The sequence below is a fragment of the Ensifer sp. genome (genome assembly GCF_035999185.1).
Lineage (GTDB): Bacteria > Pseudomonadota > Alphaproteobacteria > Rhizobiales > Rhizobiaceae > Ensifer.
In genome coordinates, this window is the sequence record NZ_DASYHB010000163.1 from 1 (window position 1) to 19,975 (window position 19,975).

Consider the following 19,975-nt stretch of genomic DNA (forward strand, 5'->3'; position numbering starts at 1 on the left):
TGTCCCGTTCAGGAACGATATCCTTATCTTGCACGCGGGAAGAAACCGCCGGGACCCCGGTAGACTTTCGCGGGACGCGGCGTATTTTCCGGTTTGCAAGTTCAGGTGGAGCGGGATGTGCCCGGCTTCGCCATCATCCACTGGACGGACCGAGCGACAGGCTTGAGATCCGTAGACATCGGAGAGAACAACATGAAGAAAGCCATCGCACTTGTGCTGGTCGCCCTGGCGGTCGCAAGCTGCACCCAGACGGAAAAGGGCGCCGGCATCGGTGCCGTTTCCGGCGCGATCATCGGCGGCGCTGTCACCGGCGACGTCCGTGGCGCAGCGGTCGGCGCGGCTATCGGCGGCGTTTCGGGCGCAGTCATCGGTAACGTCACCGAACAGCCCGGCCAGTGCTACTACCGCGACCGCTACGGCCGCCGCTACATCGACTCCTGCCCGCGCTAAGCAGCAGACAGCCGCCCGTCGGCCGCGCCTGAGCGCCGTCCGATGCCTTCGGCTTACATCTCCCCCCTCACGGCTGACGGCCTTGAGGGGGTTTTTCGTTGGAGCGACGCCGATCCGAGCCCCGGCGATCCGGAATCGGGTGGCGACCGGTGGCGCAATCCCTTCATCTGACCTCGACAGATCACGTTCGAGGTTCTCCATGTCGAAACTGCCAGACGCAACGTTGCCGCCAGCCTTCAAACGGATCGGCTGGTCCAATCTGTTTGCACAATTCTCGGAGCAGATGGCGCTGGCCGCAGCACCGCTTGCCGCCGTCCTGCTGCTCGCTGCGGGTCCGGCGGAAACCGGATGGCTGCAGATGGCCCAGACGCTTCCGTTCCTGCTCCTGTCCATTCCCGCAGGCCTCATCGCCGACCGCGCATCGCGGCGCACGCTGATGGTCTCGTCGGAAATGCTGCGTTCCGTGTCGCTGGTTGCCACACTGCTCCTGCTCGTCGGCGGCGTCTTGTCCTTGCCGCTTCTGGCGGTGATGGGCTTCGTCGGCGCGATCGGCACCGTTTGCTACAATGTCGCAGCCCCCGCTTTGGTGCCGGCGATCGTGCCACGCCACCAGCTTTCCGACGCCAACCGCTGGCTGGAACTTGCCCGCAGCCTCGCCTATTCCGGCGGGCCGGCGATCGGCGGCGCGATCGTCGCCTGGATGGGCGCATCGCTCGCCTATATCGCAGCCACCATTCTTTCGCTTCTCTCCGTTGCTCTCCTTGCCGGCCTCAGCGACCAGATCCGGCCCGCCCCGGTGAAGCGCAAGCTTCTTCAGGATCTGGCCGAGGGCGCGCGGTTTCTTGCCGGCCACACGCTGCTCAGGCCGATCCTCGTCACCGCCATCGTCTTCAACACCGCATGGTTCGTGCTGCAGGCTGTCTATGTCGCCTACGCCATTCAAAACCTCGGCCTGACCGCGACCGGCGTCGGTGTTACCCTCGGCATCTACGGCGCCGGTATGATGATCGGAGCATTGGCCGCTCCTGCGATTGCCCGCCGTATCCCGTTCGGCGTGATGATTGTGCTCGGCCCGCTCGGCGGTCTGGCGGCCGCCGCAGTGATGCTCGCGACGATCTGGTTGCCGTCAGGCATCCTTGCCGGCCTGAGCTTTTTTCTCTTCGGCGCGGGGCCCGTGCTCTGGTCGATCGCCACCCTTACCCTGAGACAGGCGGTGACACCGAACGCCATGCTCGGCCGGGTATCGGCCTTCATCACCACAGCCACGTTCGGCGCAAGGCCGATCGGTGCGGCGCTCGGAGCTGTGGTTGCCACACGCTTCGGCGTCGAGGCCTGCCTCGCCGTCGCGGCCACCGGTTTCCTGGTCCAGTTTCTTGTCATCATAGCTTCTCGCGTGCCGCAATTGCGGGCACTTCCCGAGGCCGCGTAAGGCCGGAGAACTGCGTGCAACGTCGGCCGGACATGCGATCGGACGGCGTTGTTCTTGTCCGATCGCCGGTCCTTACGGAGTTGGCCGTTGTGCTGCGTTGACAACAATCCGGCGCTTTTTCGAGGAAATCGGCACGGAATCTCGACATCGGGGGTGGATGCTGCGGGCTGTCATCGTTAACAGATGGAAAACCTTAAGCATGCGATAGTGACCCGGCCGCATAAGCAGGCAGTTTGTATTGGGTCGCCTGAAGACGGGATGCGGAAGCGAATGTCCCCACCACGGTCGAGTATTGCGTACTGGAAGGCAGCGACTGCGTTTGCTGTTGCCTTCGCGTGCGCGCTTGGCCCGTTTTCCGCTGAAAAGGCCCATGCCTTCAAGCTGTTCGGCATGAAGTTTTTCGAAAGCGACGAGGACGAGGCGCCGGTCATCGATCCGGTCAACTACACCCTCACCTTCGACGCCGGCACCGAAGACAAGGAACTGAAGGAAGCGCTGGAGAACAGTTCGCAACTGGTCCAGGGCCAGGAAAAGCCTGTCTCCGGTGATCTCGGCCTTGCGATCCGGGCGCGTGACGATCGCGACCGGCTGCTTGCGGCGCTCTATGAAAAGGCCCGCTACGGCGGCACGATTGCCATCCGCGTCAACGGCCAGGACATCGACAGCCTGCCGCCGGATCCCTCCTTCCCGGACGGCAAGCCGATCCCGGTCACAGTCACCGTCACACCGGGTCCGGTCTTCACGGTCGGTTCGGTCACGTTTGAAGGCGACGCTGTCGGGTTCAATCCCGCCGACTACGACCTTGCCGCCGGCGCACGCGCCGACTCGACGCTGATCATCAAGGCCGGCGAAAAGGTCGTGAACGACCTGCGCGAGCAAGGCCGTCCGCTTGCCAAGCTGACCGAACGCAGCGCCGTTGCCAATCACGCCAACTCGACCGTCGACATCGTCATCGGCGCCACCGGCGGACCGGTCGCGCCCGTCGGAGAGGTCAGCGTCGACGGCACCAAGACCGTCGATCCCGGTTTCGTGCGCGACTATTCGCGTCTCAACGAGGGCCGCCCCTATTCGCCCGAGGATATCCGCAAGGCGTCCGAACGGCTGCGCCAGCTCGGGGTCTTCTCAAGCGTCACCATCAAGGAAGCCGACGCGCTTTCGCCTGACGGGTCGCTGCCGATGAAGATCGAGGTCTCCGAGGGCAAGCACAAGTATTTCGGTTTCGGCGCCCAGGTGTCGACCACCGACGGCCTCGGCCTTTCGGGCTATTGGGGACACCGCAACCTCTTTGGCCGCGCCGAATCGCTGCGCATCGAGGGCTCGGTCGACCGCATCGGCGAAACCAAGGAGCTGGACAAGCTCGACTATTCGGTCGGCATCCTCTTTGCAAAGCCCGGCGCCTTCGGTCCCGCCTCGACCTTTACCGCCAGCCTCAAGGCCAACATCCAGGATCCTGACGCCTACCGCGCCAAGATCCTGACGGGGGCGGCTGGCGCGACGTTCGAGCTCTCCGACACCGATACGTTTTCGGGCGGCGGCGAACTCAGCTGGGCCAACATCGACGACGCCTTCGGCTCGAATTCCTACCTCACCGCCGCCATCCCGCTCGAATATGTGCGCGACACCCGCAACGACAAGCTGAATGCGAGCGAAGGCTACCGGGCGATGATCAACGCCAAGCCGAGCTACGAGATCAAGGGCCAGACCTTCTTCTCGTCCTTCGAGGCGTCGGCATCGGGTTACCACGCGCTCGGCGACGAGAAGCGCTTCGTTCTCGCCGGCAAGATCGGCGCGGGCATGCTGGTTGGCGGCAGCGGGCTTGAGGATATCCCGGCCAACCGGCGCTTCTATCTCGGCGGCGGCGGCTCGGTGCGGGGCTATTCCTACCAGGAGATCGGCCCGCGGAACTCCGAAAACCGGGAGACCGGCGGTCGCTCCTATGTCAACGCCTCGCTTGAAGCCCGCTTCGCCATCACAGACACGATCGGCGTCGTTCCCTTCATCGATGCCGGCACGGTTTCCGCAAAGACGACGCCGGATTTCTCCGACATCCGCGCGGGCGCGGGCATCGGCCTGCGCTATCAGACGCCCTTCGGGCCGATCCGACTCGACTTCGCCGTACCGCTCAACAAATATCCCGGCGGCACCAAGTACGGCATCTATGCCGGCATCGGCCAATCGTTCTGATCCGGGTCGTTTCTTCCACCAGAACCGGCAAATTGCCGTCTTCGGCGGATAGTTTCTGCCTGCAGCGATTCCGCTGCAGCGCAACTTGCGTTATGGGTAACTCATGAATCAGGTCGTCCGCTTCCTTGGTACGACGCTGCGCTATGGCCTTCGTGTGCTTGGCGTCATCGCGGTCGTTGCCCTCCTTCTCGTCGCCTTCGTGGGCTTCACCACACCCGGCGCGCGGCTCGTCGCCTGGGCAATCGAGAAATATGCGGCAACCCCTGACCAGATCGTGCGCATCGCCGATCCGAGCGCGCTGTTGACGGGAGAGTTTACAGCGGGAAGCATCACGCTCTTCGACGGCGAAGGCGTCTATGCCGAGGTGCGCGACCTCAAGCTCGACTGGTCGCCGAGAGCATTGCTTGCCTTCCGCTTTGACGCCGCGGCCATCTCTGCCGGCCTGGTGCGCGTCGAACGCCTGCCGAAACCGTCCACCGAAACCAAGGAAGTCCGATCGACCTTCGTGCTTCCCGTTGACGTCAAGATCGACGCAATCGATCTCAAGGAAATCGTCATCGGCAAGGCGATTTTGGGCGAGGACCAGTTCCTGACCGCCAGCGGCAAGGTGAACGCCACCAACGAGAGCATCGCCCTTGGCCTGACGGCAGCCCAGCGCGACCGGCCGGACGCCCGCGCCATCGCGGATATCGTCTTCAACCCGGCGGGCAACGAACTCGAGCTCGAGGCAACCGTCAACGAGCCTCAAAACGGCGTGCTTGCAAAACTCCTGCGCCTGCCAAACGAGCCCGCGGTCAACATCAAGGTGACCGGTCAAGGTCCGCTCTCCGACTGGGCCGGCGCCGCGACGGCAGCACTTGACGGCAACGAGATCCTCAAGCTCGACGGCCGCCACGTCCAGACACCGGATGGCATGCACCGGCTGACGGTCGATGGCGGTGGCGGTTTCGGCTCGCTGATGCCGCCGGCACTGCGCCCGATGTTTGAAGGCGAAACCAGCCTCGACATCGCCGCCGCCTTCAATGGCCAGGGCCTGATCCGCATCGACAAGGGACAGGTGAGAACCGGCGCCCTGACCTTCGGCGCATTCGGCACTTTCGACAGCAAGGGTGACAACAACCTGCAGGCCAGGCTCGCGGGCACCAATGGCGCCATCGACTTCCGCTGGCCGCTTGAGAAAGGCGAAGCGCAGGCCAAGATCAACACCGTCAACCTGTCGCTGGTCGGCGAGGCGCAAGCGGCCATCCTGGATGTGGCGGCGGACCTCGCGTCTGTGTCGCTGCCCGATATGACGCTCGGCCGCATCAGACTGTCTGCCCAAAGCGACGGCTTCAATCTGCAGGCGCAGTCGGGTCCGCTGAAAACGAAGATCGAGGTCGGTGACGCCGGTTTCAACAACGCCAACCTCGCCCGCCTGGTACAGGCGCCGCTGAAGGTGGACGCCACACTGTCGGTGACGAAGGAAAACATCGCCTTCAATCCGGTGACGATCGAAAGCCCCGCGGTCGGCGGGTCGGTCACCGGCGCGTTCTATCGTGACGAGAACACGCTCTCCGCCGCCTTCAAGCTCTTCGCCATTCCGGATGCATTGCCGCCGGCTGCAGCCGCGAAGTTCGACGGCACGATTGCGATCGCCGGCGAAGTAAAGACGGCAAGTGACGGCAGCGTGACCGTCGAGGGGCTCGACCTGAAATCGAGCACGATCGAGGCGGCCGGCACGGTCGCCTTGGCCCAGAGCAACCTGACCGCAGACATCAAGGGCACCCTGCCCGATCTCGGCAAGCTGCTCGCCGACGCCAAGGGCAAGGCCGATTTCACCGCCGCCGTGACCGGTCCTCTTGCCGAGCTTGGCATCAAGGCGGAACTGTCCTCGAGTGGCGCGACGCTTGCCGGACGCACGCTCAGCGACCTCTCGGTCAAGGCCGATGCCAAGGCCAACCCGTCGAGCCCGCAGGCAAGCCTGACGGCAACCGGTGCGCTTGACGGTCAGGCGATCGACGTCAAGGCCGACGTCGTCTCCAAGGATGGCCGCACGTCCGTTCCGGTGCTCGAAGCGAAGATCGGCGAGAACAGGCTGAACGGATCGCTCAGCTTCACGCCCGATTTCAAGCCCGACGGCACTGTTGATTTCGATCTGCCCGACCTCGGCCTGCTCGCCGCCATGGCCGGACAGAAAGCGTCGGGCGACTTGAAAGGTTCGGCCGCGATCAAGACCGCAAGCGGCATTACCTCCGTCGTCGTCAAGGCCGGCGGCAGCGGCATCAAGCGCGATGCGCTGACAATTGCCAAGCCGACCGCCGACATCACCATCGCCGATGTCGCAGCACTTGCCATCAAGGGCAGCATCCGCGCCGAAACGGTTGCGCAAGGCGAGAACCGCGTGTCCGACCTTGCCGTCGATTTTGAGCAACAGGCCGGCCGCACCGGCTTTGCCGTCGACGGCAAGTACGACGGCGGTCCGCTGACCGCCAAGGGTGATCTCACCAGCGCCAAGGGCCGCACCGAAATCCGCCTTTCATCCTTCGGTGCGACACCAAAGGGTCTGCCGCTGAAGCTCGCCCAGCCGACGGTCATCGCCATCGAGAACGGCACCGTTCGCCTCAACGCCCTGACGATCCAGGCATCGAAGGGCACCATTGCCGTCAACGGCACCGCCGGCGAGAAGCTCGACATCACCGCCAAGCTCAACGCCCTGCCGGCGGCACTGATCAATACCTTTGCGCCGGAGCTCGGTGCCGACGGCACGATTGCCGGCACCGTCGATGTCGATGGATCGGCGTCCGCTCCGGTCGTCGCCTACGACCTGAAATGGTCCGCCGCGTCGCTCGCTGCCGCCCGAACCGCAGGTGTCACCGCCTTCGACATCACCGCGGACGGCAAGTTTGCCAACAACAAGGTGACGCTCGACACGACGCTGTCGGGCGCCGGTGGCCTTTCCTTCAAGGGCGGCGGCAATGTCGATATCGGCGGCAACATGCCGATAGCAATGAAGTTCAACGGCAACGTTCCCTTTGCGCTGATCGCCAACCTGATGGCGGAAAAAGGCTTCACGCTGACGGGCCAGGCAACCGTCGACGTCTCGATCTCCGGTTCGGCCAAGGCCCCGCAGATCACCGGCACCATCACCACATCAGGTGGTCGCCTCGTCGATGTCCGCCGCAACCTCGCGCTCAACAACCTGACCGCCAATGTCGCGCTCGACGGCAAGCAGGCGACGATCTCGAAGCTCTCGGCCAATCTGGCAACCGGCGGCTCGGTTGAAGCGTCCGGTACCGTCGGGACCGTGCCGGGATCCGGTTTCCCCGCCAACCTGACGATCAAGTTGAACAACGCAACCTACGTCGACGGCACGCTGTTTAACGCCAACGTTGCCGGCGACATGACACTGACTGGCCCGCTCGTCGCCACGCCGACGCTTGGCGGCAAGGTGACGATCCGCAAAGCGTCGATCACCATTCCTGAGAAGCTGCCGACCTCGCTTTCGGCGATCGATATCAAGCACAAGAATGCGCCGCCCAAGGTGCAGCAAATGGTCAAGGACCTGCGCAAGGACGAGGCGCCGGCGGCTGGCGCCAATGCCAGCGGCGTCATCGCCTTCGACCTCGGCGTCAATGCCCAGCAGATTTTCGTGCGCGGGCGCGGCATCAATGCCGAACTGGGCGGCGACCTGACGATCCGCGGCACCGCCGTGCAGCCGATCGTGTCCGGCGGATTCCAAATGCGCCGCGGCCGTCTCGAAATCCTCGGCAAGCGCCTGACCTTTGCAGACAGCAGCAATATCGGCTTTGGCGGCGACCTGGTCCCGACGCTCGACCTCAAGGCCACCTCGAGTGTTGGCGCAACCACCATTACCGTCTCGGTTGCCGGCCTTGCCAACAATCCGCAGATCGGCTTCTCCTCGTCCCCGGCCCTGCCGCAAGACGAGATCCTGGCGCAGTTGATCTTCAATCGCTCGCTGTCGAACCTCTCTGCCTTCCAGATCGCGCAGCTTGCCTCCGCCGTCAGCCAGCTGGCCGGAGGCGGGTCGACGTCGTTGCTCGACGGTCTGCGCAACAAGCTAGGCGTCGACGATCTCGACGTCACCACCGATGAGAACGGCGGCGCTTCGGTGCGGGCCGGCAAGTATCTCAACGACCGCACCTATATCGAGCTGCAGCAAGGCTCCGATTCCGCCTCCAGCAAGGCGGTCATCAACCTCGATGTCGGCAAGGGCGTGAAGCTCAAGGGATCCGCCGCCGGCGACGGCTCGGCGGCGGGCGGTATCTTCTTTGAAAAGGAATATTGAGGCGCTTGTCGGCCTACCTTCCATGCCGTCCATGAGATTCAAAGGGCCTGCGGAACGATCCGCGGGCCCTTTTTCATGGAAGACGCGAGGTCGTCTTGGCTCGACGTGCAGACGGCCCTCTGCAGGCGGCATTTGTGAGGGTTCGATCGAGGTTTGACGAAGAGACGCCGGGATCGACCGCCGGTGCCGCAAAGGCCCACGCAAAACGGGATCGCCCAGATAGAATTACCGCGCGGCCAAACCTACATCGCCATTCGGACGCGCCCGCGCCGTGTGTTTCAGTCTTTGTTTCAGGTGATTGCCTTGCCTTTCCCAATGCCCCAGATCGATTTGCCAGAGACGTTCCGTGCACACGTTGCCGGTTATCAATGGAACCGCGACAGCCTCGGCCAGTCACAATCCAGCATCTATCTGCTGAAGGACGCCGAGCGTCCGATGCTGGTGTTGAAGATCGAGGCCGCCAACCCTTTCGCCGAGCTTCCTGACGAAACTGCGCGGCTCGATTGGCTGGCATCGCAAGGCATTCCGTGCCCGTCCGTCCTTGCCCGCCACTTCGGGCCGGAAGCCAACTGGCTGCTCTTGCAGGCGATCGAGGGTACCGACCTCGCATCGACCACGTTGTCGCCAGCGCAACAGATCGCCATCCTGGCCGGCGCACTGAAACGGCTGCACGCACTTGACGAGGCAAATTGCCCCTTCGATCACCGCATCGACAACCGCATCATGATCGCCGAGGCGCGTATGAAAGCCGGTCTGATCGACGAGAGTGATTTTGACGAGGCGCGGCTCGGCCGGACGGCCGGCGACCTCTTTCTCGAACTGGAAACCCGCGTTCCACCGGAACACAGACGCGTCGTCACCCATGGCGACGCATGCCTGCCGAACATCATCGAAAGAAACGGCCGCTTCGCCGGCTTCATCGATTGCAGCCGACTGGGTATCGCCGACCCCTACCAGGACATCGCGCTTGCCTGCCGCAGCATCGCCCACAATCTGGGAGAGGAATGGGTTTCACCGTTTCTGAAACTCTACGGCATCGACAGGGACGAACCGCAAAGGCGCGACTTCTACTGCCTGCTCGACGAATTCTTCTGATCCTCCTTTGCCGCCATAGCTTGTCCCCAAGCGTCATGTCGGCCAATGCGAAAGGCCCGCAACGCCTCAGGCGGCGTTGCGGGCCACAATGTTCAGATCGACGACGTCGGCTTCCTCCAATGCGTTGAACAGCGCCCAGATATGGCCGAAAGGGTCGATGAAGGCACCGACGCGATCGCCGGTCGACAGCGTCTCGGCCGGATTGCGCAGGCTCGCTCCGGCGCCGATCGCCCGGCCGATCACGCGATCGACGTCACGCACATGCAGCTCCAGGATGACCGCAGTCGTGCCGAGCGCATGCGGCGACCGCGGTCCGCCGAGCTTGGGTTCGGCATCGCGGCGCGGGTTCGCCCCGGCAATCCGGAAGACCGATTCCCCGATCCTCAGGTCCGCACTGGTCAGAATGCCGCTCGGCCATTCATGCCGCTGCAAAAGCTCGGCACCGAGCGCCTCCCGGTAAAAGGCGATGGCGCGATCCTCATCGCCATGCCTGACAAACAGCTTCACACAGATCTGCCGATCGGCAAGCCTGCCGCCTTTGGCAACCATGACATCCTCCATCTTGGGTGAGGTGGGCATCATAGCGAAACACCGGAACAAATCAAGAACAATCAGACTTCGAGGACCATTTTCGCGATCCATTCCAGGTGCTACGAAGCCCTCAGAAAGCGCCCGTCATCTTGCTCGTTTTCAACAGGATGTTCGTCTCGGTGACGGTAATGCCATCGATCAGACGGATCCGCCGCAACGTTTCGTCGAAGGAGACGAGATCGCGATCCTCGAGTTCGGCGATGAAATCCCAGCGGCCGTTGGTACTGTGCAGCGCCCGGACCTGCGGCAGGCCCCGCAACTGTTCGGCAACCCGGTCGGCCATTTTGCCGTGCACTTCGATCATCACCACAGCCCGGACCCCGGACGCCGGAATTTCCGCGCCGGTGCGGATGGTGAAAGCGGCGATCGTGCCGTTGGCAACGAGCCTGTCGATGCGCGCGGCAACGGTCGCACGCGACACACCCGTCATTTCCGATAGCGTTGAAACGGGGATGCGCGCATTCTGGCGCAAGGCGCTGATGAGCGCCTGATCGAGATCATCCATCGGCTGTCACTTTGTAATAGGGTGCTTATCAATCTGTCGATTTTATCTCACTAATCGGCAGTTTTCCATCTTTTTGCTGGCACGCATTTTGGCCATAATCCGCGCGACGACCCAGACGGGTCACACGGATTGTCTTGAGAAGGAATCGGGCGGACATGACGACCATCACGCTGATCGGCGCACCCATCGAAGAAGGTTCTGGACGACGCGGCGCGGCCATGGGGCCGACGGCGCTGCGCATTGCCGGCATCGACACCGTGCTTCGCGACCTCGGCCACACCGTCTACGACGACGGCGACGTCAAGCCGCTGCCGGCCCGCGACCTCGCCAATCACCCGGGCGCCAACAACCTGCAGATCGTCGGCGCCTTCGCCCGCGCGCTGCATGATTCGGTGCACGACACTGTTCGCAAGGGCCATTTCCCGATCATCCTCGGCGGCGACCACGCGCTTTCCATGGGCAGCGTTTCCGGCATGGCGCGTTATGCCGCCGAAGTCGGTCGTCCGCTGTTCGTACTCTGGCTCGACGCCCATGCCGACTTCAATTCGCCGTCGACGTCGCCGTCCGGCAACATGCATGGCATGCCGGTCGCCTACTTCTGCGGCCAGGCCGAGTTCGCCCCCATCCTGCCGTCCGACCGTCCGTTCGTCGATCCGACCAAGGTCTTCCAGGTCGGCATCCGCTCGGTCGACGACCGTGAGCGTGAAGAGATCGCCGAGCACGGCGTGCGCGTCTATGACATGCGCGCGGTCGACGAACTCGGCATCGCCCACATCATGCGCCAGATCCTCGACGAGGTGCGCTCCGCCAACGGCCTGCTGCATGTCAGCCTCGACGTCGACTTCATGGATCCGGAACTGGCGCCCGGCGTCGGCACCACCGTTCCGGGCGGCGCCACCTTCCGCGAGGCGCACCTGATCATGGAAATGCTCTGGGAAAGCGAGCTCGTTTCCTCGCTCGATGTCGTCGAGCTCAACCCCTTCCTTGATGATCGCGGCAAGAGCGCGCGTATCCTGGTCGAACTGACGGCGAGCCTCTTCGGCCGCCGCGTGCTCGACCGGCCGACCCGCAGCGCCTGAAACAGAGAAACACCGGAGGACGATTCATGAATACGACGGCAGCCCTGATCGAAACCGAATACCGGCTCGGCGCCCATAACTACAAGCCGCTCGACGTGGTGCTCTCGCGTGGCGAAGGCGTTTACGTCTGGGACATGGAGGGCAATCGCTACCTCGATTGTCTGTCGGCCTATTCGGCCGTCAACCAGGGCCATTGCCACCCGAAGATCCTGCAGGCGATGATGGAGCAGGCGCAGAAGCTGACGCTCACCTCGCGCGCCTTCCGCAACGACCAGCTGGCGCATTTCTACGAAGAGATCGCCGCACTCACCGGCTCGCACAAGGTGCTGCCGATGAACTCCGGCGCCGAAGCCGTCGAAACGGCCGTCAAGGCCGTGCGCAAGTGGGGCTACGAGGTCAAGGGCGTGGCCGAGAACAAGGCCGAGATCATCGTCTGCTCCAACAACTTCCATGGCCGCACCATGGGCATTGTCGGCTTCTCGACCGACCCCGACGCCCGCACCGGCTTCGGCCCGTTCGCACCGGGGTTCCGGGTCGTGCCTTTTGGTGATATCGACGCCTTCCGCGCCGCGATCAACGAAAACACCGTCGCCTTCCTGGTCGAACCGATCCAGGGCGAAGCCGGCGTCATCGTGCCGCCGGTCGGTTATTTCACAATCGTTCGCGAACTCTGCACCAAGCACGGCATCACGCTGATCCTCGATGAGATCCAGACCGGCCTTGGCCGCACCGGCAAGCTGCTCGCCGAAGAGCACGAGGCGATCGAAGCCGACGTGACGCTGATCGGCAAGGCGCTGTCCGGCGGCTTCTACCCGGTCTCCGCCGTGCTTTCCAACTCGGAAGTGCTCGGCGTCCTGAAGCCCGGTCAGCACGGCTCGACCTTCGGCGGCAACCCGCTGGCCTGCGCCATCGCCCGTGCGGCGCTGAAGGCGCTGACCGAGGAAGGCATGATCGAGAACTCGGCGCGCATGGGTGACCGTTTCCAGAAGGGCCTGACGGATATCCGCTCCAACATCATCAAGGACGTGCGCGGTCGCGGCCTGATGCTGGCCGTGGAGCTGGTTCCTGAAGCCGGCGGCGCCCGCAAATATTGCGAAGCGCTGAAGGAACGCGGCATTCTTGCCAAGGACACCCACGGCGACACCATCCGCATCGCCCCGCCGCTCGTCATCACCGAAGGCCAGGTGGACTGGGCGGTCGAACAGTTCGCGGCGGTCCTCGCGTCGGCCTGACCCTGTTTCCGGTCCGCCCCCAGCCATCTTGGGGCGGGCCCTCATTTCCGGGGGTTGCCGACCAGCGCCTACAAAAGCAAGTCTTAACGAATCCCGGCCTATAGTGCCTTCCCAAAGCGCAAAGCGGTACTTCCGCGCATGATGCAGCTGCGCCCTGCCGGATGTGATCGGCGGATTGTAAGGATCTCTCCCGAACGGATTTTCGGTCGGCGCCATGCGCCGGCAACCGAGATGGAGATGTCTCGAATTTGGCGATGTCGCGCCTGTCGGCTGCGACCGGAAAGCTGGAAGGACCTTCGATGACAAGCACACTCAGGACGGCCGGTTTCGACGGCGAGACGCTGGAAATCATTGCGTTCCGCCTCCACGACCAAGAATTCTGCGTCAAGACGACGACGATCCGCGAGATCCGCGGCTGGGCGCCGTCCACCCCGATCCCGCATTCGCCGCCGGAAGTGATCGGTGTGATGAACCTGCGCGGCACGGTCATCCCGATCATCGACCTCGCCCACAAGCTCGGCATGAAGTCGACGACCGCCAATGAGCGCAGCGCGATCGTGGTCGCCGAGGTCCACAACATGGTCATCGGCCTCGTCGTCGACCGCGTCTCCGACATTCTGACTGTCCAGGGCAGCCAGGTGCAGCCGGTTCCGGAAGTGACCGCCTCCTTCGACAAGAGCTTCGCCGAAGGCATCATCGCCAATGAAACCGGCATGATCTGCTTCCTCAACCTTGCGCGCATGTTCAAGGAGCGCGAAGTCGAGGAGCTGGCCGCCTAAGGCATCAGATCAGCAACGTTCAAGGCCGCCCTACGTTTCGTTGGGCGGCTTTTTTAATGCTTGCTTGTTGGTTATTTGCCCAGCCGGCGGGCAATACTTTAGAAAAACAGGATAAACTAATTCAACTAAAATTGGACATATGAGTTCTTACAACTAAAATTTGATAGTTGCTATTTTAACAGCTGCTTAATAGTCATACAACTAACGTAGATTGTATCAACACGGCGCGTCGGGCATGAAGCCCAGCAGTTCGAACTCCCCTCACGAAGCACGAAACCGCTGACCCGGTGGGCCGGCGTAGGACGACCAGACATTTTTCGGCAGACCGGTATTTGTCTTAGTCCGGGAGTTGCGCCGCTTTGGCCCCGCACGCCCTGTCAGGCAAGGCATTAGGCCCCGGCTTGAGCCAAACAAACGAGATCAGAGGGTTACAATGTTCGCTCTCGGTAAAATTGCAGATGCGAGCCAGATCGTCGCCGCGCTTTCGAAGTCGCAAGCCATGATCCAGTTCGACCTCAATGGAAACATCCTGACCGCCAATGAGAATTTCTGCCAAGCCTTGGGGTATGGCCTCCAGGAGATCGTCGGCCAGCATCACCGCATGTTCTGCTCCGCTGACTACGCCCAGACGCAGGAGTACCGCGACTTCTGGGCGCGCCTCGGCCGCGGCGAGTTCGATGCCAATGCCTACAAGCGTCTCGCCAAGGGCGGCCGCGAAATCTGGATCCAGGCGACCTACAATCCGGTGCTGCGCAACGGCAAGCCATTCAAGGTGGTGAAATTCGCCAGCGACATTACCGCCGCCAAGGCAAGGGCGGCCGAGGACGCCGGCAAGCTCGATGCGATCTCGCGCTCGCAAGCGATGATCGAGTTCACGCCGACAGGCGAAATCCTGACCGCCAACGAGAACTTCTGTGCCGCACTCGGCTATAGCCTCGCCGAGATCCAGGGCAAGCACCACAGCATGTTCTGCGAGCCGACCTACGCCCGCAGCAGCGAATATGCGGATTTCTGGAAACGGCTCGCCGCCGGCGAGTTCTTCTCCAACGAATTCGTGCGCTACGGCAAGGGCGGCAAGGAAATCTGGATCCAGGCGGCTTACAACCCGATCCGGGATTTGAGCGGCAAGGTCTATAAGGTCGTGAAGTTCGCAACCGACGTCAGCGAACGCATGAGTGCCATCAAAAACCTTGGCGCCGGCCTTCAGGCTCTGGCTGGTGGCGATCTGACACGGACGCTGGACACGCCGTTCGTACCGAGCATGGAAGGTGTGCGGGCCGATTTCAACGGCGCCATCGCCAAGCTCTGCGACGCGATGCGCACCGTCGGCGACAATGCGACCGCCATCGCCTCCGGCGCCCGCGAAATCCGCGCCGCCGCAGACGACCTTTCCAAGCGCACTGAACAGCAGGCGGCTTCCGTCGAGGAAACCGCTGCCGCCCTCGACGAGATCACGACGACCGTATCGGACTCGAGCCGGCGGGCCGAAGAGGCGGGCGGACTGGTCGCCAAGACCAAGGCCGGCGCCGAACGCTCCGGCAATGTCGTCAAGAGTGCCATTGGCGCCATGGACCAGATCGAGCAGTCGTCCCGCGAAATCTCCAACATCATCGGCGTCATCGACGACATCGCCTTCCAGACCAACCTGCTGGCGCTCAATGCCGGTGTCGAGGCGGCGCGTGCCGGTGAAGCCGGCAAGGGTTTTGCCGTCGTCGCCCAGGAGGTGCGGGAGCTGGCGCAGCGCTCGGCGAGTGCGGCCAAAGACATCAAGGCATTGATCGGCACGTCCACCGAACATGTGAAGAACGGCGTGTCGCTCGTCGGCCAGACGGGGCAGGCGCTCGAGGAGATCCTTTCCCAGGTCCAGGAGATCAACGCCAACGTCTCGGCGATCGTCGAGGCCGCCCGCGAACAATCGACCGGCCTCAAGGAGATCAACCAGGCGGTCAACTCGATGGACCAGGCGACCCAGCAAAACGCGGCCATGGTCGAGGAAAGCACCGCCGCAAGTCACGCAATGGCGCGTGAGGCAGAAGCCCTGCACGAACTGCTCAGGCAGTTCCGCTACGGCGAACACGCCCAGGTCATCGACACAAACCGCCACTTCGAGGACCGCACGCAGCCGGCCCGGCTGCAGGCAACCGCCCGCGCCATGCGCGGCGGTGGACGAACAGTGGCTGCCGCGGCACCGTCCGCAGACGGCTGGCAGAATTTCTGAGCGCACATCCCTGCACCCCGCGCTCGGGAATGGGGAAGGCGGCTACCGGTAGCCGCCTTCCCTTAATTTTTCTGGGGGGTTGTGAAGTGCTTTGTCCGGCAGTCGACCGCGTGAAGCGGCGGGCCCATCGGCGCTTCGACGGGTCGGATAGGCGCCTAAGCCGCTTCCGGCCGCTTGATCTTCGACGCCGCTTCCAGCACCAGCGGCGTCAGCCCCTCGCCGCCCTTGTCGATATGCTCGAACAATTTGCGCCGCATGCGCGGCTCCCAGTATTTGTTGATGTGCGTTGCCACGCCCTGCGCCGCTTCGCTCGCCGGCTGGGTCTTGAAAAAGGTGGCAATCTGGTTCGCCATGTAGATCAGCTTGGCGTTTGGGTTGTCATGCGACATCGGCGACAGCTCCGGACTTGATGCGCTCGGCATGGGTGAAAATCTCGAACTCGTCGCCGCGCACCAAAGCGATCAACGTCATGCCCGCAGCCTCTGCCGTACGGATGGCAAGTGCCGTCGGCGCCGAGATGGCAATGATCACGGGGCTGCCGACCACGGCCGTCTTCTGCACCATCTCGACCGATACCCGGCTGGTGACGACGACGGCGCCTTCACTCCCCTTGAAACCGGCGCGCGCGGCAGCACCGACCAACTTGTCGAGCGCATTGTGACGGCCAACGTCCTCGCGCACCGCGATCAGGCCGCGGCCGGGCACGTAGAAGGCGGCGCCATGTACCGCGCGGGTTTCGAAGTGCAGCGGCTGCTGGCCATTGAGCAGAGCCACGGCGGAAACGACGTCTTCTTCAGAGAGCGTCAGCTTCGAGCCTGAGACATCCGGCGTCGGCCGCACCGCCTGCTCGATCGATTCGATGCCGCATAGCCCGCATCCGACAGGCCCGGCCATATGCCTTCGACGCTGGCGCAACATGTCGTTCTCTTCGTCGCCAAGCGCGATCTGCAGGTCGATGCCGAGATGGCCGGCCACCGTCTCTGCGACGATCTCGACCGTTTCGATCTGATCGGGGTCGGTAATGATGCCCTCGGTCAGGCTGAAGCCGATGGCGAAATCCTCGAGGTCACCGGGCGTGGCCATCATGACAGCGTGGGTCGAGCCGCCATAGGAGAAGGCAACCGGCGTTTCCTCCGGCACGGCGCGCGAACCGTCCCGAAGCGTGCCGTTGCGGCGGGCAGCCTCGGGAACGGTCGCGGATGTTTTAAACGTCGCCATGATCAGTCGCAGGGAATGGCATTACTCCGCCGCCTCCAGCTTGCCGGAAATCCGGCGCGACTGCCGCGCCTGCTCGTCATAATCCACCTGCCAGTCGGACGGACCATTCGACGGCATCACCTGTACCGCCGTCACCTTGTATTCCGGGCAGTTGGTCGCCCAGTCGGAGAAGTCCGTGGTGATGACGTTTGCCTGCGTCGATGGGTGGTGGAAGGTGGTGTAGACGACGCCGGGAGCGACGCGATCGGTGATCAGCGACCGCAAAGTGGTCTCGCCCGCGCGGCTCGCCAGCCTGATCCAGTCGCCATCACGAATGCCACGCTGCTCGGCATCATGCGGATGGATCTCCAGCCGGTCCTCCGCATGCCAGACGACGTTGTCGGTGCGCCGCGTCTGGGCACCGACATTGTACTGGCTGAGGATGCGGCCGGTGGTGAGCAACAGCGGGAAGCGCGGGCCGGTGCGTTCGTCCGTCGCCACATATTCGGTGCGGATGAATTTGCCCTTGCCGCGCACGAAGCCGTCGACATGCATGATCGGCGATCCCTCGGGATGCGTCTCGTTGCAGGGCCACTGCACCGAGCCCATCTTTTCGAGATAGTCGTAGGAGACGAGCGCGAAGCTCGGCGTCGTCGCGGCGATCTCGTCCATGATTTCGGACGGGTGACGGTAGTTCCAGTTGAGGCCCATGGTCTGCGCCAGCTTCTGGGTAACCTCCCAGTCGGCATAGCCGTTCTTCGGCGTCATCACCTTGCGCACACGATTGATGCGGCGCTCGGCATTGGTGAAGGTGCCGTCCTTCTCAAGGAAGGTCGAACCCGGCAGGAAGACATGCGCATAGTTGGCCGTCTCGTTGAGGAAGAGGTCGTGTACGACGACGCATTCCATCGCCGCGAGGCCGGCTGCCACGTGCTTGGTGTCAGGATCCGACTGCAGGATGTCTTCGCCCTGGATGTAGATGCCCTTGAAGGTGCCGTCGACGGCGGCATCGAGCATGTTCGGGATGCGCAGGCCCGGCTCGTTGGAGATCTCAACGCCCCAGAGTTTTTCGAATGTCTCGCGCGTCGCATCGTCGGAGACATGGCGATAACCCGGCAACTCGTGCGGGAAGGAACCCATGTCGCAGGAGCCCTGCACATTGTTCTGGCCGCGCAGCGGGTTCACCCCGACGCCCGGCCGGCCGATGTTGCCGGTGACCATAGCAAGGTTGGCGATCGCCATGACCGTGGTCGAGCCCTGGCTGTGCTCGGTGACCCCCAGACCGTAGTAGATCGCGCCGTTGCCGCCGGTGGCATAAAGCCGGGCTGCACCGCGCACCAGATCGGCGGGCACGCCGGTATAGGCTTCGGTCGCTTCGGGGCTGTGATAGGGCTCAGCGACGAAAGCCGCCCAGTCCTCGTATTCCGACCAGTCGCAGCGCTCGCGAATGAATTTCTCGTTGGCGAGCCCTTCAGTCACGATCACATGCGCGATCGAGGTCAAGATCGCGACATTGGTACCGGGTTGCAGCGGCAGGTGATAGGCGGCCTCCACGTGCGCAGAGCGCACGATGTCGGTGCGGCGCGGATCGATGACGATCAGCTTGGCGCCTTCGCGCAGCCGCTTTTTCAGCCGCGAACCGAAGACCGGATGACCATCGGTCGGGTTGGCGCCGATGATGACGGCAACATCGGTGAATTCGACCGAATCGAAATTTTGCGTGCCGGCCGAGGTACCGAAGGCCTGGCCGAGGCCATAGCCGGTGGGCGAATGGCAGACGCGGGCGCAGGTGTCGACATTGTTGTTGCCGAAGCCGGCGCGCACCAGCTTCTGCACCAGGTAGGTCTCTTCATTGGTGCAGCGCGATGAGGTGATACCGCCGACCGAATCGCGGCCATACTGGTACTGGATCCGCCGGAACTCGGAGGCCACATGCGCATAGGCCTCTTCCCAGGTAACCTCGCGCCAGGGATCGGAGATCTTCTCGCGGATCATCGGGTTGAGGATGCGGTCCTTGTGGTTGGAATAGCCATAGGCGAACCGACCCTTGACGCAGGAATGACCGCGGTTGGCCTGGCCATCCTTCCACGGCACCATGCGTACCAGCTCCTCGCCGCGCATCTCCGCCTTGAACGAGCAGCCGACGCCGCAATAGGCGCAGGTCGTCACTTCGGAATGTTCCGGCTGGCCGATCTCGATGACAGACTTTTCGATGAGTGTCGCCGTCGGGCAGGCCTGCACGCAGGCGCCGCAGGAGACGCATTCCGACGACATGAAGTCTTCGGCCATGCCAGCCGAGACACGGCTGTCGAAACCGCGGCCGCCGATCGTCAGCGCAAACGTGCCCTGCACTTCCTCGCAGGCGCGCACGCAGCGCGAGCAGACGATGCACTTCGCCGGATCATAGGTGAAGTAGGGATTGGACTCGTCCTTCGGCATCCATTTGGCGTTGATGTCGCCATTGTTGCGCGCCGTGACGTGGTTCTCGCCATCATAGCCGTAGCGCACATCGCGCAGGCCGACCGCACCGGCCATGTCCTGCAGCTCGCAATCTCCATTGGCGGCACAGGTCAGACAGTCGAGCGGATGGTCGGAGATATAGAGTTCCATCACCCCGCGGCGCACGTCCTTCAGCCGCGGCGTCTGGGTCGAGACTTCGATGCCGGCCGCGACAGGCGTCGTGCACGAAGCCGGCATGCCGTTACGCCCCTTGATCTCGACGAGACAGAGCCGGCAGGAACCGAAGGCATCCATCATGTCCGACGCGCAGAGTTTCGGCACTTCGATGCCGGCATCCATCGCCGCCCGCATGATCGAGGTACCCTCGGGCACCGTAACCTCGCGTCCATCGATGGTGAGCGTCACCAGCTTTTCTGACTTCGAAGCGGGAGTGCCGTAGTCGATTTCATGAATGAGAGACATGGTCTTTCT

The 19,975-nt window shown here is 63.3% G+C and carries 13 protein-coding genes and 1 pseudogene; 9 read left to right on the forward strand and 5 right to left on the reverse strand.

Annotation, left to right across the window (positions count from 1 at the left end; genetic code table 11):
- Positions 1-192: 192 nt before the first annotated feature.
- The 5 genes and pseudogenes from VGO04_RS20495 to VGO04_RS20515 all read left to right on the forward strand — a co-directional run bounded on the left by VGO04_RS20495 (position 193) and on the right by VGO04_RS20515 (position 9,443).
- A complete protein-coding gene (locus VGO04_RS20495; protein ID WP_034802400.1) occupies positions 193-450 on the forward strand; it encodes a glycine zipper domain-containing protein in 258 nt (85 codons plus the stop codon).
- A gap of 199 nt (positions 451-649) precedes the next feature.
- On the forward strand, positions 650-1,879 hold the full coding sequence (locus VGO04_RS20500; protein WP_327497802.1) for an MFS transporter: 1,230 nt from the start codon (positions 650-652) through the stop codon (positions 1,877-1,879).
- Positions 1,880-2,149: 270 nt separating this feature from the next.
- Positions 2,150-4,063: an autotransporter assembly complex family protein gene (locus tag VGO04_RS20505; protein ID WP_327497803.1), complete on the forward strand. Its 1,914-nt coding sequence runs from the start codon at positions 2,150-2,152 to the stop codon at positions 4,061-4,063.
- A 1,534-nt stretch (positions 4,064-5,597) separates the two neighbouring features.
- A pseudogene (locus tag VGO04_RS20510) lies at positions 5,598-8,348 on the forward strand (translocation/assembly module TamB domain-containing protein); the annotation flags it as partial.
- Positions 8,349-8,663: 315 nt separating this feature from the next.
- Positions 8,664-9,443: an APH(3') family aminoglycoside O-phosphotransferase gene (locus tag VGO04_RS20515; protein WP_327497805.1), complete on the forward strand. Its 780-nt coding sequence runs from the start codon at positions 8,664-8,666 to the stop codon at positions 9,441-9,443.
- A gap of 66 nt (positions 9,444-9,509) precedes the next feature.
- Here the strand turns inward: VGO04_RS20515 and VGO04_RS20520 are convergent, their stop codons facing one another.
- Positions 9,510-9,992 carry a VOC family protein gene (locus VGO04_RS20520; RefSeq protein WP_327497806.1) on the reverse strand — a complete coding sequence of 161 codons (483 nt, stop codon included), beginning with the start codon at positions 9,990-9,992 and terminating at the stop codon, positions 9,510-9,512.
- Positions 9,993-10,104: 112 nt separating this feature from the next.
- Positions 10,105-10,539: an Lrp/AsnC family transcriptional regulator gene (locus VGO04_RS20525; protein WP_173517699.1), complete on the reverse strand. Its 435-nt coding sequence runs from the start codon at positions 10,537-10,539 to the stop codon at positions 10,105-10,107.
- Positions 10,540-10,694: 155 nt separating this feature from the next.
- Here VGO04_RS20525 and rocF point away from each other — a divergent pair, with 155 nt between their 5' ends.
- The 4 genes from rocF (at position 10,695) to VGO04_RS20545 (ending at position 15,847) form a co-directional block, all read left to right on the forward strand.
- Positions 10,695-11,618 carry an arginase gene (gene rocF / locus VGO04_RS20530; RefSeq protein ID WP_327497807.1) on the forward strand — a complete coding sequence of 308 codons (924 nt, stop codon included), beginning with the start codon at positions 10,695-10,697 and terminating at the stop codon, positions 11,616-11,618.
- Positions 11,619-11,644: 26 nt separating this feature from the next.
- The gene (rocD, locus tag VGO04_RS20535) at positions 11,645-12,850 is read left to right on the forward strand and encodes an ornithine--oxo-acid transaminase (protein ID WP_327497808.1); all 1,206 of its coding nucleotides are present in this window, start codon (positions 11,645-11,647) and stop codon (positions 12,848-12,850) included.
- Positions 12,851-13,149: 299 nt separating this feature from the next.
- Positions 13,150-13,629 carry a chemotaxis protein CheW gene (locus tag VGO04_RS20540; protein ID WP_034803080.1) on the forward strand — a complete coding sequence of 160 codons (480 nt, stop codon included), beginning with the start codon at positions 13,150-13,152 and terminating at the stop codon, positions 13,627-13,629.
- 433 nt (positions 13,630-14,062) lie between these two features.
- A complete protein-coding gene (locus VGO04_RS20545) occupies positions 14,063-15,847 on the forward strand; it encodes a PAS domain-containing methyl-accepting chemotaxis protein (RefSeq protein ID WP_327497809.1) in 1,785 nt (594 codons plus the stop codon).
- A 155-nt stretch (positions 15,848-16,002) separates the two neighbouring features.
- Here the strand turns inward: VGO04_RS20545 and VGO04_RS20550 are convergent, their stop codons facing one another.
- The 3 genes from VGO04_RS20550 to fdhF are packed head-to-tail and all read right to left on the reverse strand — an operon-like array spanning position 16,003 to position 19,966.
- Positions 16,003-16,236 (reverse strand): formate dehydrogenase subunit delta, encoded by a 234-nt coding sequence (locus tag VGO04_RS20550; protein WP_327497810.1) that lies wholly within the window; start codon positions 16,234-16,236, stop codon positions 16,003-16,005.
- Entirely contained in the window at positions 16,226-17,065 is an 840-nt protein-coding gene (fdhD, locus tag VGO04_RS20555) for a formate dehydrogenase accessory sulfurtransferase FdhD (RefSeq protein ID WP_327497811.1), read from the reverse strand. Before fdhD ends, VGO04_RS20550 begins: the two co-directional genes overlap by 11 nt.
- Positions 17,066-17,086: 21 nt before the next feature.
- Positions 17,087-19,966, reverse strand: a complete 2,880-nt coding sequence (gene fdhF, locus VGO04_RS20560) for a formate dehydrogenase subunit alpha (RefSeq protein WP_327497812.1) — start codon at positions 19,964-19,966, stop codon at positions 17,087-17,089.
- Positions 19,967-19,975: the final 9 nt, after the last annotated feature.

What these genes read in the sequence shown, in the direction of transcription:
- VGO04_RS20495 (WP_034802400.1), top strand. Translation starts at nt 193, where the DNA reads ATGAAGAAAGCCATCGCACTTGTGCTGGTCGCCCTGGCGGTCGCAAGC.
- VGO04_RS20550 (WP_327497810.1), bottom strand. Translation starts at nt 16,236, where the DNA reads ATGTCGCATGACAACCCAAACGCCAAGCTGATCTACATGGCGAACCAG.
- fdhD (WP_327497811.1), bottom strand. Translation starts at nt 17,065, where the DNA reads ATGGCGACGTTTAAAACATCCGCGACCGTTCCCGAGGCTGCCCGCCGC.
- VGO04_RS20520 (WP_327497806.1), bottom strand. Translation starts at nt 9,992, where the DNA reads ATGGTTGCCAAAGGCGGCAGGCTTGCCGATCGGCAGATCTGTGTGAAG.
- VGO04_RS20515 (WP_327497805.1), top strand. Translation starts at nt 8,664, where the DNA reads ATGCCCCAGATCGATTTGCCAGAGACGTTCCGTGCACACGTTGCCGGT.
- VGO04_RS20540 (WP_034803080.1), top strand. Translation starts at nt 13,150, where the DNA reads ATGACAAGCACACTCAGGACGGCCGGTTTCGACGGCGAGACGCTGGAA.
- VGO04_RS20505 (WP_327497803.1), top strand. Translation starts at nt 2,150, where the DNA reads ATGTCCCCACCACGGTCGAGTATTGCGTACTGGAAGGCAGCGACTGCG.
- VGO04_RS20525 (WP_173517699.1), bottom strand. Translation starts at nt 10,539, where the DNA reads ATGGATGATCTCGATCAGGCGCTCATCAGCGCCTTGCGCCAGAATGCG.
- VGO04_RS20545 (WP_327497809.1), top strand. Translation starts at nt 14,063, where the DNA reads ATGTTCGCTCTCGGTAAAATTGCAGATGCGAGCCAGATCGTCGCCGCG.
- rocF (WP_327497807.1), top strand. Translation starts at nt 10,695, where the DNA reads ATGACGACCATCACGCTGATCGGCGCACCCATCGAAGAAGGTTCTGGA.
- fdhF (WP_327497812.1), bottom strand. Translation starts at nt 19,966, where the DNA reads ATGTCTCTCATTCATGAAATCGACTACGGCACTCCCGCTTCGAAGTCA.
- VGO04_RS20500 (WP_327497802.1), top strand. Translation starts at nt 650, where the DNA reads ATGTCGAAACTGCCAGACGCAACGTTGCCGCCAGCCTTCAAACGGATC.
- rocD (WP_327497808.1), top strand. Translation starts at nt 11,645, where the DNA reads ATGAATACGACGGCAGCCCTGATCGAAACCGAATACCGGCTCGGCGCC.